This window comes from Rhodothermus marinus (assembly GCF_009936275.1).
GTDB classification, from domain to species: Bacteria; Bacteroidota; Rhodothermia; order Rhodothermales; family Rhodothermaceae; genus Rhodothermus; species Rhodothermus marinus_A.
The window spans coordinates 2,948,294-2,962,583 of the sequence record NZ_AP019797.1 but is presented as its reverse complement, the minus strand read 5'-3'; the positions used below and the strand labels follow the sequence as shown (position 1 = coordinate 2,962,583).

Annotated in this window: 10 protein-coding genes; 7 read left to right on the top strand and 3 right to left on the bottom strand. The window is 62.0% G+C overall.

The window, feature by feature from the left end; genetic code table 11:
• Positions 1–30 precede the first annotated feature (30 nt).
• Positions 31–336, bottom strand: a complete 306-nt coding sequence (locus GYH26_RS12925; protein WP_012844890.1) for a hypothetical protein — start codon at positions 334–336, stop codon at positions 31–33.
• Positions 337–544: 208 nt separating this feature from the next.
• Here GYH26_RS12925 and GYH26_RS12920 point away from each other — a divergent pair, with 208 nt between their 5' ends.
• Positions 545–844 carry a DUF4290 domain-containing protein gene (locus GYH26_RS12920; RefSeq protein ID WP_012844889.1) on the top strand — a complete coding sequence of 100 codons (300 nt, stop codon included), beginning with the start codon at positions 545–547 and terminating at the stop codon, positions 842–844.
• Between the two features lie 3 nt (positions 845–847).
• Here the strand turns inward: GYH26_RS12920 and ruvC are convergent, their stop codons facing one another.
• Together ruvC and GYH26_RS12910 are read right to left on the bottom strand one after the other, a co-directional pair.
• On the bottom strand, positions 848–1,423 hold the full coding sequence (gene ruvC, locus GYH26_RS12915; RefSeq protein WP_012844888.1) for a crossover junction endodeoxyribonuclease RuvC: 576 nt from the start codon (positions 1,421–1,423) through the stop codon (positions 848–850).
• Positions 1,407–2,153: a YebC/PmpR family DNA-binding transcriptional regulator gene (locus GYH26_RS12910; protein WP_161542002.1), complete on the bottom strand. Its 747-nt coding sequence runs from the start codon at positions 2,151–2,153 to the stop codon at positions 1,407–1,409. The genes ruvC and GYH26_RS12910 overlap by 17 nt, the downstream gene beginning before the upstream one ends.
• Before the next feature lie 275 nt (positions 2,154–2,428).
• Between GYH26_RS12910 and GYH26_RS12905 the strand changes: the two genes are divergently transcribed.
• From GYH26_RS12905 to GYH26_RS15375, 6 genes are read left to right on the top strand one after another with little or no spacing between them, the layout of a single operon-like run.
• Complete coding sequence (locus GYH26_RS12905; RefSeq protein WP_161542001.1) at positions 2,429–5,329, top strand: TonB-dependent receptor; 2,901 nt, start codon at positions 2,429–2,431, stop codon at positions 5,327–5,329.
• A 5-nt stretch (positions 5,330–5,334) separates the two neighbouring features.
• Positions 5,335–7,563: a T9SS type A sorting domain-containing protein gene (locus GYH26_RS12900; RefSeq protein ID WP_161542000.1), complete on the top strand. Its 2,229-nt coding sequence runs from the start codon at positions 5,335–5,337 to the stop codon at positions 7,561–7,563.
• Between the two features lie 11 nt (positions 7,564–7,574).
• On the top strand, positions 7,575–8,615 hold the full coding sequence (locus tag GYH26_RS12895) for a PorV/PorQ family protein (protein WP_242006430.1): 1,041 nt from the start codon (positions 7,575–7,577) through the stop codon (positions 8,613–8,615).
• Positions 8,616–8,623: 8 nt separating this feature from the next.
• Complete coding sequence (locus GYH26_RS12890; protein ID WP_242006428.1) at positions 8,624–10,108, top strand: hypothetical protein; 1,485 nt, start codon at positions 8,624–8,626, stop codon at positions 10,106–10,108.
• Between the two features lie 21 nt (positions 10,109–10,129).
• Complete coding sequence (locus GYH26_RS12885; RefSeq protein ID WP_161541998.1) at positions 10,130–11,692, top strand: T9SS type A sorting domain-containing protein; 1,563 nt, start codon at positions 10,130–10,132, stop codon at positions 11,690–11,692.
• A 15-nt stretch (positions 11,693–11,707) separates the two neighbouring features.
• Complete coding sequence (locus GYH26_RS15375; RefSeq protein WP_161541997.1) at positions 11,708–14,263, top strand: T9SS type A sorting domain-containing protein; 2,556 nt, start codon at positions 11,708–11,710, stop codon at positions 14,261–14,263.
• Positions 14,264–14,290 lie beyond the last annotated feature (27 nt).

Sequence of the window (14,290 nt, the reverse complement as noted above, 5' to 3'; positions counted from 1 at the left end):
CCCGGAAAAGATACAGGAGCGGTGCGGCGCTTACAACAGCGGAAGCGTGGCGGGTGGAATGGGGATCAGGTATTCTTCGGAGAGAACGTCTTCGTGCACGCCGAGCAGGCCCGTGCCCCGGAAATCGACGGCCACGTAGGACCCGACCACCTGCTTGACCTCGCCGATGCCGTAGTAGAGGGGCATCGGCCCATAGTAGACCAGTTGCCCTTCCTTCAGCTCTTTTTTCCGGCGGGCCCGACGGTGGTAGGCCGGTACGACCGGCAGCAGCTCCAGGCGATAGGGGCTGGCCCGACGTTGTTTTTGCGCAGGTTCTCGTATTGGCTTCTGGCTCATAGCTCCGTAGCATGGGCTATGTCCGACCCTGTTCAACGCGAGGCAGCGGGCCGGGTTCGTAGAAACCTGTTCGCACAATTTTCTGTTAACGACCGTAGCACTTTTGTCGCGGGCATTGTAATTTGCACCGGTACGCATCTTACCCGTCTGTGTGCAGGGTTTCTGAAACCCGGCCTCACCATGTGTTCAGCCAGGTAGTAGTAGAGCGATGACTTACTATCGCGAAAAAATCATCGACCGCCAGGTCGGGCGCAATGCGGAGTTGTTTGCGCAGGCCATTGCCCGCCTGGACTCCCCCGAAAAGCGCTATCCGTATCTGCGCATCCTGGTCAGCCTGATCGAACAGGCGCATCCCGAGTGGAATCAGGCGCCCAACAAGGATCGGCAGATCGCCCAGCTGGTCTATCTGATGAGCAAAGGCCAGCTCGACATGGACGAGGTGGCCGAAGTGGTGCGCGTCCGGGACGAGGAGCGCGGCTATTTCTACGACAGCGAACGGTCGCGCTGAGGCTCATTCGAGCCGCTCCGGGTGTTCCCGGAGGAAACGGGCCCAGCTGCTGTAGCGCCGGGGAGCGTGCGGGCACGTGCGGTGTTGCCAGTGGCACACCGCCACGGCCAGCGCATCGGAGGCGTCGAGCGCCAGGCGGGCCGCCTCGGCGGGCAGTTCGAGCAGGGCCTGCACCATGAAGCGCACCTGCTCTTTGGTGGCATTGCCCCGTCCCGTGAGCGCCTTTTTGACTTCTTTGGGCGTGTATTCGACGGTGGGAATCTGGCGCGTCAGCACGGCCAGCATGGCCGCGGCCTGGGCCCGTCCCAGTTTCAGCATGGATTGCGGATTGCGGCCATAGACCGGCATCTCCAGCGCGCACTCGTCGGGGCGGTAGCGCTCTACGATCGCGCCGAGCTGCTCGAACAGCCGGAGCAGGCGGAGCGGGTGCGCCGCCTGCTCGTCCAGGTGGATCACATCGACGGCCAGCACACGCGCCCGCTCGCCCTCGACGGCCAGCACGCCGTAGCCGGTGTGGCGCGAGCCCGGATCGATCCCCAGGATGATCAGCCCGTCCGCGTGTTCAGGAGATGGCGGCAAGGGTGGCCTCGTCGAAGTTAAGCGTGGTGTAGACGTTCTGCACGTCCTGGTGCGCTTCGAGCGCCTCGAGCAGCGCCACGACCTTCTTGGCCTCCTCGGGCGGCAGCGTCACCGTGGTGGTGGGCACGCGCTGCAGTCCCGCCTCGACGGGCTCGATACCGGCGTTGCGCAGCGCCTCCAGCACGTCGGAAAAGGTCTCGACCGGCGTGGTGACCACAAACGTATCGTCGTCTTTCGTCAGGTCTTCGGCGCCGGCCTCGGCCACCAGCTCGAACAGCTCCAGCTCGTCGTGGCCCTCGACCGGAATTTCGATCACGCCTTTGCGCTCGAACAGGTAGGCCACCGAGCCGGGCTGGCCCAGGCTACCGCCCGCCTTGGTGAACAGGTGGCGGATTTCCGAGACGGTCCGGTTCGTGTTGTCCGTCAGCGCTTCGATGAAGACCGCCACGCCACCGGGCGCGTAGCCCTCGTAGGTGACCTCGACGTAATCCTCGCCCTGGATCTCGCCGGTGCCGCGTTTGATGGCCCGCTCGATGTTTTCTTTGGGCATGTTTTCGGCCCGGGCCCGCTCGATGGCCTGGGCCAGACGCGGGTTGGCCTCCGGATCGCCACCGCCTTCGCGGGCCGCTACGATGATGTCGCGCGACAGCCGCGCCCAGATCTTCGACTTGCGCGCATCGACAACCGCTTTCTGACGCTTGACCTTCGACCATTTATTGTGTCCGGCCATAGCTGCAAGATGCTGCTTGATTTTCGACGTTCAGGCGAAAAACGCGAGGTATGCAGCCACGGGTTCCCGAAAGCAGCTTCCCGGGGCACAGGACGAAGTCGCGCTCGGGAACGATTGAGAAATGTGAAATTCGTGTTAAGGAAAAGAAGGGGTGAAGGAAGGGCTTGCAAAAGGAAGGGCTTCCGTGTACTTTGATGCCAACGTTAAAGTAACCGTTAACTGTTTGCGTGGGTGCAGGCGCACGCAGCAAAGACCGTTAAGCCGTAACGCTGTCTATGGTAAGCGGACTGGAAGGCTTCCGGAAACGGTCGGCCCGGTGGTGGGGCGTGCTGGGACTGCTCGTGCTGTTGCCGACGGGCGTCGTCGCGCAGAACGTGGGACGTATTGCGGGCGTGGTGACCGATGCGGCTACCGGCGACCCGTTGCCCGGCGTGAACGTGACGATCGAGGGCACGACGCTGGGCGCGGCCTCCGACATCGACGGCCAGTATTATATCCTGAACGTGCCGCCCGGCCGCTACACGGTGCGGGCCAGCATGATCGGCTATCAGCCCGTCGTGGTCGAAAACGTGGTGGTGCACGCCGACCGGACCACCGAACTGAACTTCGCGCTGCAGGAGGCGACCGTCGAGATCGGCGAGATCGTGGTGCAGGCGGTGCGGCCGGACGTGGAGCGCGACAAGACCTCGACCAGTCAGATCGTACGCTTCGACGAAGTGCAGGCCATCCCAGGCATCCGGGACATCGGCGATGTGCTGACGCTGGCGGCCGACGTCATCGACGGGCACTTCCGGGGCGGACGTCAGGGCGAAGAATACTACACGCTCCAGGGCATGGGGATCGTCAATCCCCTCGACAATTCCTCCGCCTTCATGCCGATCATGAGCGCGGTGGAAGAAGTGGAGGTGATCACCAGCGGCTTCAGCGCACGCTATGGGAATGCACAGTCCGGCGTGGTACGCATCTCCATGAAAGAGGGAAGCCGGACCCACTGGTCGACGCGCATCGACTCGCGCTTTCGGGCGCCCGGCCGCAAGCACTTCGGGCCGAGCGTCTTCGATCCCGAGGCCAATCCCTATCTGAAGCTGCTCTACTACAACGAAGGCAACATCTGGCTGACCGGCGATCCCGGGTCCGATACGCCGCAGCCTTTCTACGGAGCGATGGCCTCCGGGCTGACCAGCTATTTCGCCGGAGATACGCTGGCGCAGTTGGCCATGGCGCGGGCGCTGTACGAGCAGATGCGTCGAGATATAAACCGCGAGTACGGCAACGAGATCGACTACCAGCTTGAGCTGGCTACCGGCGGGCCGATCAACGAGCGCATGCGCATGTTCATGGCGCTCGGCATACGAAAAGAGTGGCCGTTTCTGCCCACGGAAAATCCGGACGTCGAATATCAGGCCATGGGCAACGTGGTGGTGGATGTGACGCAGAACACCACGTTTCGGCTCAGTGGCGGCATGGCGCACCAGCGAAACAACGTGTTTCCGGGCAGAAACAGCGTGAGCGGCTACCAGCGCTGGCTGTGGGATCGCATTGTGGGCCTCGAGGACCGGCGGCGCACCAACGTCCAGCTCGGCGGTCGCTTGACGCATGTGTTGAGCCCCAGCACCTATTACGAACTGCAACTCAGCACGCTGCACACCTTCGATGAGATCGGCTCGGCCCCCACGCCCCCGGTGTTGCCCGATACGGTCGATCTCAACTGGGCGGTTGGAACCCTCTCCTGGCCCAATAACAACTCTCCCGACGGCATCAACTATCAAGTGGGCAACGATCTGTTTCAGCAAGAAAAAACGCGCACCATTTCCTTCGAGGGATCTTTCACCAGTCAGGTGACGCCCGCCCATCTGGTGCAGGGAGGCGTGCAGATCAACAGCTACCTGATCGATGTGTCCAATTTTATCAATGTACGCTCGACAAGGTATGAAGAAAACTATCGGGCCAGACCCTTCGAAGGCGCCGTATATCTTCAGGACAAAATGGAATTTGAAGGGCTCATCGCCAACGTAGGATTGCGCCTGGATGTGTGGTACTCCGGCATGGACTATTATGTGGATCTTTTCGAGCCGTTCGGGAAGCCGGATTCTGTAGGCAGGTTTGATCCGGGGAAGGGGGTTCGTGAGAAACCTCCGGTACATGTGCGCCTGCAGCCACGGCTGGGCATTTCGTTTCCGATTTCGTCCACCACCGTGTTTCATCTGAACTACGGTTCGTTCATGCAGCGCCCCTCGTTCCAGTACATCGTGTCGCGTCAGATCGGGCAACTGCGAAACGAGCCGATTTATCTGGGCAACCCCCGCCTGCGGCCGGAAACCACGAACAGCTACGATGTGGGCTTTGTGCAGGCGCTGGGCGGCGGCTTTACCCTGGACGTGAGTGGATACTACAAAGACGTCAAAAACCTGGTCCAGCAGGCAGATTTCATCGACGATCGGGCCGGCTATCAGGTCAGTTCGTATTTCAACCTGGACTATGCGGATATCCGCGGCTTTCGCATCGCGCTGACGAAGCGGCGGGGTTCGTTCACCGGCGCCATCAACTACCAGTACAGTCACGCCACAGGAAAGAGTCCCACCGCTACGGCCGCCACGCCGATTTTCAACCGGGACACGCTGGGCGTGGTGACCACCGATCTGACCAACGTCCCCACGCGCGATATTCTGCTCGACTTTGACCGACGGCACAACCTGATCGTCACGGCTACCTATGCGACCGGAGCAAACTGGGGACCCAGAATTTTTGGAAAATATGTGCTGAATAATATGACATTTTCTGTGTACTCTGTGTTGCGAAGTGGTAGGCCCTATACGTCCCCGTCAGACCTTCGTCGCATTAACGCGAAAAGAACCCCGGCCGAGTACAATACAGACCTTAAGATTGCCAAGAGATTTCGAAATTTCTTCGGGGCTTCTGCTTCCTTCTATTTTGAGGTATTCAATCTGTTCAATAACAAAATATTGAACTACAGCTACCTCTTCCGCAGGCCTACGCCGACCAACCCGAATTTGCCGTTGCAATACTATGAACAATATGGTATCGACGACAGGGAAAACGGCGTGCGGTACTGGTGGGACAAAGGGCGGCAGGGGCCGTTCGCCGTCGATCAATCCTTCCTGATCTACAGCAATCAGCCGCGCTCTTACCATTTCGGGATGATTCTGGAATTCTAACAGCGATGCGATCGATGAAATACATAGCCTGTGGCGTGCTCCTGTGCTATCTGGCGGTGGCTCAGGTAGCCGCGCAGGAGCGGCAGTGGCAGGTGCACCGCCGCGGTCTATTGCATCAGACGGTTTTCAACACGGGTGAGCTGGGCCGGCCGTACAGTGCGGGCGGGACGGTACCGGAGGGACGTCCTTCGCTGGAATGGCCCCCGAATTCCCGCCTCATTCTGGAGCGGCGCAATTATCCCGGCCACCACAACTCCTTTGGCAGCGGCATCTGGCTGGCGGCCACGACGCCTTCCGGGCGCCAGTATGCTTTCTGCGGGGCGGTCTCGAACACCAGCGGCGAGCCGGTGCCGGTCGTCGGGGTTTACAGCTTTCCGCTGGAAATCCGACGCATCGAGAACTATCCTGTGCTGGCTTCGGGCGAACTGAACCCCGACTACAATCCCGACGAGGCCGAAGAGATCATCATTTCACGATGGGATACGCCCGTGGGCATCCGGGTCACGCGGACCAGCCGCGCCTGGAGCTATCCGGGCTATGACAGCTTCATTATCTATGAGTATGAATTTCAAAATGTTACTTCAGATACACTGAAAGATGTTTTCATCACGTTTGCCGAGACCTTCGGGCCGTCGATGTTCGGCTGGCAGCGGAACTATGGCGTCTGGTCGGAGGCTTCGCTGCGCGGGCAGCCCCCGGCGGGGACGGGGGATGTGTTCGCCCGCTTTGATCTGAAGCGCTGGCTGAGCTATGTCCACACGCGCGACGGTTTTCCGGAGCCCTTCTACTTTGAACAGTGGTCCCAGCCCGGCGATCGTGGCGGGCTCAATGCCCCACAGGCCGTCGGCCTGTTGGTGCTCCACTACGACTACGAGCATCTGGCCACGCGGGATCAGACGCAGCAGGTTTTCCTGGTGCCGTCCGACAGCGCGGGCATGTGGGACGAAAACGGCAAGGCCAAGCAGCCCTTCCTGCTCCGCTACGAAAACGGCAACCTTTACGAGACCAAGATCGGCACCTGGATGGACCCGATGCTGCGGCGCAAAACGGCCATCTGGCAGGGGCCTACCGATTCCACGCGGTTCGTAACGCAGTTCGAGCCGGATCTCTGGCCTTACTGGAAAGGACGCACAAAGGGCTCTACCAACCTGTCCTGGTGGCAGCCTGCCGTGCATGCGCTCGGTTTCTTCCCGTACATCCTGCCGCCGGGCGAAACGATCCGCTTCGCGGTGGCCGAAGTCGTCGGCTACGGTCCGGGACAGAAGGGGGACAAAATCTATAAAGACCTGGGCGGACGGGTACGTGCCGGCGTCGATGCCGGGGAATACTTCAGCCCCGTGCCCAGCTGGTACGAACAACTGGCGTATCCGCATCTGGGCAGCAAAGGATTTATCGGCAGCACCTATCTGTCGGAGCACCCGCTTCCCTGGTACGTGACGCCTCCGGTGATTTCCATCCGGGATGTGGCCGATCGCGCCATCGAACTCTACACGGGCAGGCCGCTGGCCAAGTACGATACGCTGCAGTACGATCCGGCCACGGCGCCCCCGCGGGGACGGTACAACACGATCCCGATTCCATTCCCGGCCCCGGCCATCCGGGTGGAAAACACCCAGTCCGGCGCCAACCGGATCATCTGGGGGAATCAGGTGGAGCGCTTCACTTCGCCCAGACTCCGCGCCCCCTTCAGCCACTACGAAGTGCTGCGGGCACCGCATCCGCTGGGGCCCTGGAAGGTGATCGACGAGGTCGAGCCCGAAGATCCGCGCTACTTCAACCCGGAGACCGGTGAGTACGCCATCCTCGACCCGGACAGCCGGCCGGGCGAAACCGTGGCATACGCCGTGGTCTCGGTGGACGAAGCCGGCGGCCGAAGCGGCATGACCAACCTGACGATCCATGAAACCCAGGCACCGGCGGCCCAGCGGCTGGGCAAAGTGTACGTCATCCCCAATCCGCTCATCGTTACCAGTGGCCTTACGGGAAGCGATCCGCATGGCGACATCCTGGACCGCATTCAGTTCGTGGGGCTGACGCGACGGTGCACCATTCGGATCTACTCCTACACCGGCCAGCTCGTCCGCATCATCGAGCATAACGAGGATGCCTTCGGCGAGCCGTGGTATCAGCTGTCGATCAATAACCAGATCATTGCCTCCGGGGTGTACTTCTTCGTGGTGGAAGATCACGAAACGGGCGAACGGGCTACCGGCAAGTTTGTCGTGATTCACTGACGACGATGCGCATGCGGATTCACATAGCGCTCATGGCCCTGTGCTTTGCGGGCCTGTCGATGCTCGGGGCCGACAACGTACGGGCGCAGAAGGTGGGCAGCACCTCCATGCAATTTCTGAAGGTGATGCCTTCGGCCCGGGGTACTGCCGTCGGCGAGGCCTACAGCGTCTGGGCCTCCGGCGCCGAGGCCGTGTTCTGGAATCCGGGCGGCCTGGCCGACGTCGGGCGGCATGAGTTTTCGCTGACCTATGTGGACTGGCTGTTCGATGCACGCCAGGGGGCGTTTGCTTATGCCCTTTCGCTGGGGAATTTCGGCGCCCTGGGCCTTCAGATTCAGTACGTGGATTTCGGTGTCTTTGAAGAGACCACCAACGAATTGCCCTACATCATCGACCCCGAGCGGCCGGGCATGACGGGGCGCACCTTCAGGCCATACGGCTATCTGGTGGGCATTTCGTACGGGCGCTACCTGACCGATCGCTTTTCGCTGGGATTGAGTGCGAAATATGCCTACGAATCGCTCTTCAGCGAGAAGACTGTCGAAAATGTAATGATTCGACAGGGCGTCTATGACAACGTAAAGACATGGGCTTCCGGGATTCTGTTTGACTTTGGCCTGCGCTACAACACGGGTTTCCGAACGGTGCAGATCGCTTCGGCCGTGCAGAATTTCGGGCCGGATGTGCGCTACGCCGTCGAGTCCTATCCGGTCCCGCTGCTGTTCCGGGTGGGCATCGCCGCCCATCTGTGGGGGCCGGTCGGTCTGCTGCAGGGAGGGCAGGAAACCCATCGCCTCCGCGCCGCCTTCGACATCTTTCATCCCAACGATTATGCACAGCAATTCCATATGGGGTTTGAATATGAATTCATGAACATTCTGGCGTTGCGGGGTGGCTACAAATTCAATTACGACTCGGACGGTCTGACGCTGGGAGCAGGCCTGAATTACAGCATCGGCGGTGTCCATATCGCCATGGATTACAGTTACGGGTCGATGGGGGCTTACCTGGAGAGTGTGCAACGGATAAGCCTGAGGGTGGTCGTACCATGAAGTCTGCGATGTTACGTTGGCGCATTATCGCGACGGTCTGCTGGATGGCAGGCGGGCTTGCTCTGACGCTGCAGGGCAGAGCGCAGGGGTACGGGGGACCGCTGGAAATGCAGGGATTGCACCAGCTCAGCCTGCAGGCTGCGTCGGTGCGGGCTTTTGGCGGCGTGGCGCTCGGGCTCGGAGATGAAGTCGGCGTTATGTTCCAGAACCCGGCCGCGCTCTACACGCTCGACGGTCTGCAACTTTCGCTCGGCGCCCATCAGGAGCGCCGTCGGCTTCGTCAGGTGCAGGAATACGCACCGGTGCGCTACTACCCCAATCTGAGCCTGCTCCTGGAGGGATTGACCTACAAGATCCCGGATCCCGATACGTCGCTGGTGGGCTTTTCGCCCCGGGACACCGTGCAGCGGCCGTTCGACGACATTGGCCCCAACTGGGAGCGCACGCGCCGCTATCGCCGGCCGTTGCAGGGGATGATCGCGGTTCCGCTGACGCTTGAGCGCGTCCGCCTGGTGGCCGGACTGGGGGTCGTCGAGTACGCCAATCTGGACCACTACTACCAGAATAACAATGTGCTGAATCCGCCCGTGCTGTCGCAGCGGCCGTTGCCCACGCCCCGTCCGACCGACGACAACCCGCTGCAGGTCGACTGGTATCAGTTTGCGCGGGCACGCAGCGGGGCGCTTCGCGGGATCGGCGGGGCGCTGGCGCTCGACTTTCCGAAACGCGGGGTGGCCTTCGGGGTGAGTGGTCTGGTGGTGCGCGGCAGCACGGACGACTGGGAGCAGGAGATCGCGCGCGGGAGGCTGACTTTTTATTCGAATGCCTTCCGGGTCGATTCGGTTTACCGGCACGTCACGCGTCGCGGCACCTCGGATTTCAAAGGCCAGGAGTTCACGCTCAGCGGCCTGCTCTACGGCCGCTCCGTGCAGGTGGCGGTGGTGCTGAAACCGCCGGTGACGTTCACCCGGACGTTTTCGCAGGAGGTCACGACCGACACGGGCGACCGGCAGGAGGTGCAGACGTTGCGCGGAGAAGATCGGATGCGGTTGCCGTGGCGCGGCTGGATCGGAATGGTCCTGCAACCCCGGTCGGATCTGCGGCTGGGCATCGCCTACGAGCTGCGGCCGTACGGTTCGGCCCGCTATACCGATGCACAGGGGAACACGTCGCGTCCCTGGACTTCGGCCAATCTGCTTCGGGTAGGCGTCGAAGTGGCGCCAACCTCCTGGCTACGTCTGCGGGGCGGATTGCGGGGCGAGTCCGAAGTGTTCGTGCCCGAGGGCGCACCTATTACGGACGACGCGGTCTCCTGCGAGGTCTACAGCGCCGGCCTCGGGATCGTACAGGCGCGCTTCCGTTTCGATCTGGCCTACGAATACGCCCACCTGAAATACCAGGATGCCTGGGCCAGTGCATTGAGCCGGAACAGCACGGTGCGCCATGCACTGGCGGCCAGCCTGACCGTGCGACTCGGAAAGCAAACACCCTGAACCAAGGGGAGGAGGTGAACTATGCGACGCCTTGTTACAACGCTGTTGATGCTGGGCATGGGGCTCCTGCCGGCGCTGCCGCTGAAGGCGCAGTCGGCCGGAGACTACCGGACGCGCGCCAGTGGAAACTGGAGCCAGGCTTCCGTCTGGGAACGATACACCGGGGCCACCTGGGCGCCGGCAACCAGTGCCCCGACCGGAGCTGAGACGATCACGGTGCAGAGTACCGACTCGGTGTACGTGGACGTGGCCGTCACGATCACCGGGCGCCTGATCAACCAGGGCGTGGTCCATGCCGAAGAAGGCATGCTGACCATCGGCGACGGCGGCGTCTATCAGCATGACCGCGACGCCGGCAAAATCCCGCTGGCCACCTGGGCCGAAGGGTCCACGCTGCATCTGACCGGCGTGGAAGCACAGGCCCCGGCCGACCGCAACCAGTCCTATTACAACATCATTTTCGAAACGCCCAATCTGCTGTCGAATCTCAACATGAACCTCGACGAGGTGACGATCGGCGGAGATATCCGGGTGCTCGACACCGGCTCGGCCCGCTGGTATCTGACCACGGCCGCCGTCAACGACACCTCGGAGATCACCATCATGGGGGATGTCTACGTAGAAAAAGGCAATTTCGCCGTCCATGGCACCAGCAACGCCTATACGACCTTCATCGTGCACCATTACGGCAACATCGTCGTAACGGGCGGCAACTTCTCCATCAGCCGTGGTTCGCAGCCGGGCGGTACGACCACCTGGTACCTCTACGAAGGGGACTTTTCGATGGAGAACGCCACCACGCAGAGTTCCACGGCCACGCCCGGCGGCGCGAAGTTCGTCTTTGCCAGGCAGGGCACGCAGCGATTGACGCTCGGCGAGGGTAACGACATTCGGGCGTTGCCGATCGAGGTGGCCGAGGGTACCACCCTGGAAATGGGCCAGAGCCGACTGGCCGGCGAGGGAATTTTCTACCTGCATGCCGGCGCCACGCTGGGTACGGCGCTTCCCGGTGGCGTGGCGGCTATTTTTGAAAACGTGACCGGTCAAGTAACGCTTGAAGACGAGTCCAGCTATGCCTTCAACGGCACGGAGCACCAGGAGACCAGCACCCGCATGCCGACCGTCGTGCGCGACCTGATCATCGACAACCCGGCCGGCGTGACACTCTCGCAGGAGACCACGATCAACGGCGTGCTCCGGTTGAAGGCGGGGGTGTTCGACAACACGATTCCGTTCACGCTGGGTCCCAACGGGTCGATTTCCTACGAGGGAGGTAGCCTGCTGCAGCCGGTGGCCAACGAGCCGATCGATGACGTGCCGCAGCGGTTCGTGCTCGAGCAGAACTATCCGAATCCGTTCCATCGAACCACCACGATTCGGTTCGGCCTCCCCTCCAGTGGCTACGTTTCGATCAAGCTCTACGATCTACTGGGCCGGGAGGTCATGACCGTGTTGGAAGGGCATCAGGCGGCGGGCTTCCACGAGGTGACGCTCGATGCCGGCCGATTGAGTCCGGGCCTCTACTGGTACCGGCTGCAGTCCGCCGAGCACGTGATCACCCGGCAGCTGATGCTGATCAAATAAACCATGGAGGACGCCATGAAAGCGATGACCATAAAGATCGGCGCCGTCCTGCTGGGCCTCTGCTGGCCGATCCTGGCTCTTGCGCAGCAGGCCGGCGACTATCGCTCGGCCGCAGACGGCAACTGGAGCGCAGCGGCTACCTGGGAGGTGTTCGACGGAAACACCTGGGGAGCGGCCACCGGCGCACCGACGGGCACCGAGCATATCACGGTGACGCATACCGTCACGGTCGACGTGCCGGTAACGATCTCAGGATACCTTAAAGTGGAAGGAGACGGCGAAGTGACCATCGGCGACGGCTCACTGACTTTCGCCGATGGGGGTGTTTACGAGCATGCGCGAGATGGGGGCAGCGTCCCGCAGGCTACCTGGGAAGACGGCTCGACCGTGATGTTCACCGGCATCGTGAGCAATGCTCCGAGCAATCGCGGACAGGACTACTATCACATCGTGCTCAACACGCCCAACCTGTCGTCCAACCGGGACCTCGGGCTGCATGGACGGACGGTTCGCGGCGACATTCGCGTCATCAATACGGGAAGTGCCCGCTGGCAGCTGGTGGGCGGCGTGTCCGATACGGTGCGGATCATGGGGGATGTGATCGTAGAAGATGGGCAATTTGCGACGCAGGGGACGGGCAGCGCGACCAACGTGGTCGTGGAGCATTACGGCAACGTCCGGGTGACGGGGGGCAACTTCTCGATCTCCCGGGGTTCGCAGGGCGGTGGTACGGGCACGACGACGTGGATTCTATATGAGGGGGATTTTGAGATGTCGAATGCGACGACGCAGAATTCGAACCCGACGCCTGGCAATGCGAAGTTCGTGTTTGCCAAACAGGGTACGCAGCGGTTGACACTCGGCGAGGGTAACGACATTCGGGCGTTGCCGATCGAGGTGGCCGAGGGTACGACGCTGGACATGGGCACCAGCGAACTGGGCGGCGACGACATCTTCTACCTGAACGACGGGGCGACGCTGGTGAGCGGGCACCCGGACGGTCTGGACGGCAATCTGCAGACGACCGGGGAGGTGCGTCTGAGCAAGCAGGCGAGCTACGTGTTCAACGGAGCGGCAGCGCAGGTGGTAGGCAGCCTGTTGCCGGACACGCTGGCGACGCTGGGGATTGCGAACGCCGAGGGGGTGGCGGTGGCCGACACGCATCGGGTGTCGATGCTGGAGGTGGAGGCGGCCGCGGTGCTGGTGGTCGACACCACGGGCGTGCTGCACGTGGCCGGCGGACAGGTGCTGGGAACAGTGGTGAACCGGGGCGAGCTGGAGGCTGACACGGCGCTGACGTTCGGGAACGGTGCCGTTTACGAGCATGCGCGCAACGGTGGGTCGATTCCGACGGGCAACTGGGAGGAGGGTTCGACGGTGCTGTTGACGGGGATTGTGGACGAGGCGCCGGCCAACCGAAATCAGAGCTATTACCATGTGGTGTTCAACACGCCGAATCAGACGAAAAACCTGCACATGAGTTTTGACGGGGTGACGATTGGCGGGGACATTCGGGTGGTCAGCACGGGGTCGGCGCGGTGGTATCTGACGTCGGCCTCGGCGCAGGACACGTCGGTGGTGACCATTATGGGGGATGTGATTGTGGAGGATGGGCAGTTTGCCACGCACGGGACGGGCAATGCCTACACGACGTTTGTGGTGCACCATTACGGGAGTGTTCGGGTGACGGGAGGGAATTTTTCGATTTCGCGGGGTTCGCAGGGTAGTGGTACAGGCACGACGACGTGGATTTTGCATGAGGGGGATTTTGAGATGTCGAATGCGACGACGCAGAATTCGAACCCGACGCCTGGCAATGCGAAGTTTGTGTTTGCGAAGGCGGGGGTGCAGCGTCTGGTGCTGGGCGAGGGCAACGACATTCGGGCGTTGCCGATCGAGGTGGCCGAGGGTACGACGCTGGACATGGGCACCAGCGAACTGGGCGGCGAAGGGATCTTCATTCTCAACGGCGGCGCGACGCTGGCCACGGCCCATCCCGGTGGCGTTGCCGGCTCCATCCAGACGCTGGGGACGGTGGCACTGGACACCACCGCCAACTTTGTTTTCAACGGCAGCGAGCCGCAGGAGACCAGCACGTTGATGCCCACGGTGGTCAACGATCTGGTGATCGACAACGAGGCGGGCGTCAGGCTTTCACAGCCGACCCGGATTGACGGGGTGCTTCGGTTGAAGGCGGGGGTGTTCGACAACACGATTCCGTTCACGCTGGGTCCGAACGGCTCGATTTCCTACGAGGGAGGTAGCCTGCTGCACCCGGTGGCCAACGAACCGTCTCCGGACGTGCCCACGCGATTTGCCCTGTATGATGGCTACCCGAATCCGTTCAGGCAGGTGACCACCATCCGCTACGATGTGGCTGCACCGCGTCGCGTGGTGATCAAGGTGTACGACCTGATGGGCCGGGAGGTGGCCGAACTGGTCAACCGGGATCACCAGCCCGGCACGTACACCGTGCAGTGGCGTCCGCGGGGTCTGGCCAGCGGCCTCTACTATTGCCGGATCGACGCCGGGGCGTTCCAGGCCGTGCGTACGCTGGTGCTGATGAAGTAAAAAGTTACGGGGCGTCGGGTCCGGCCC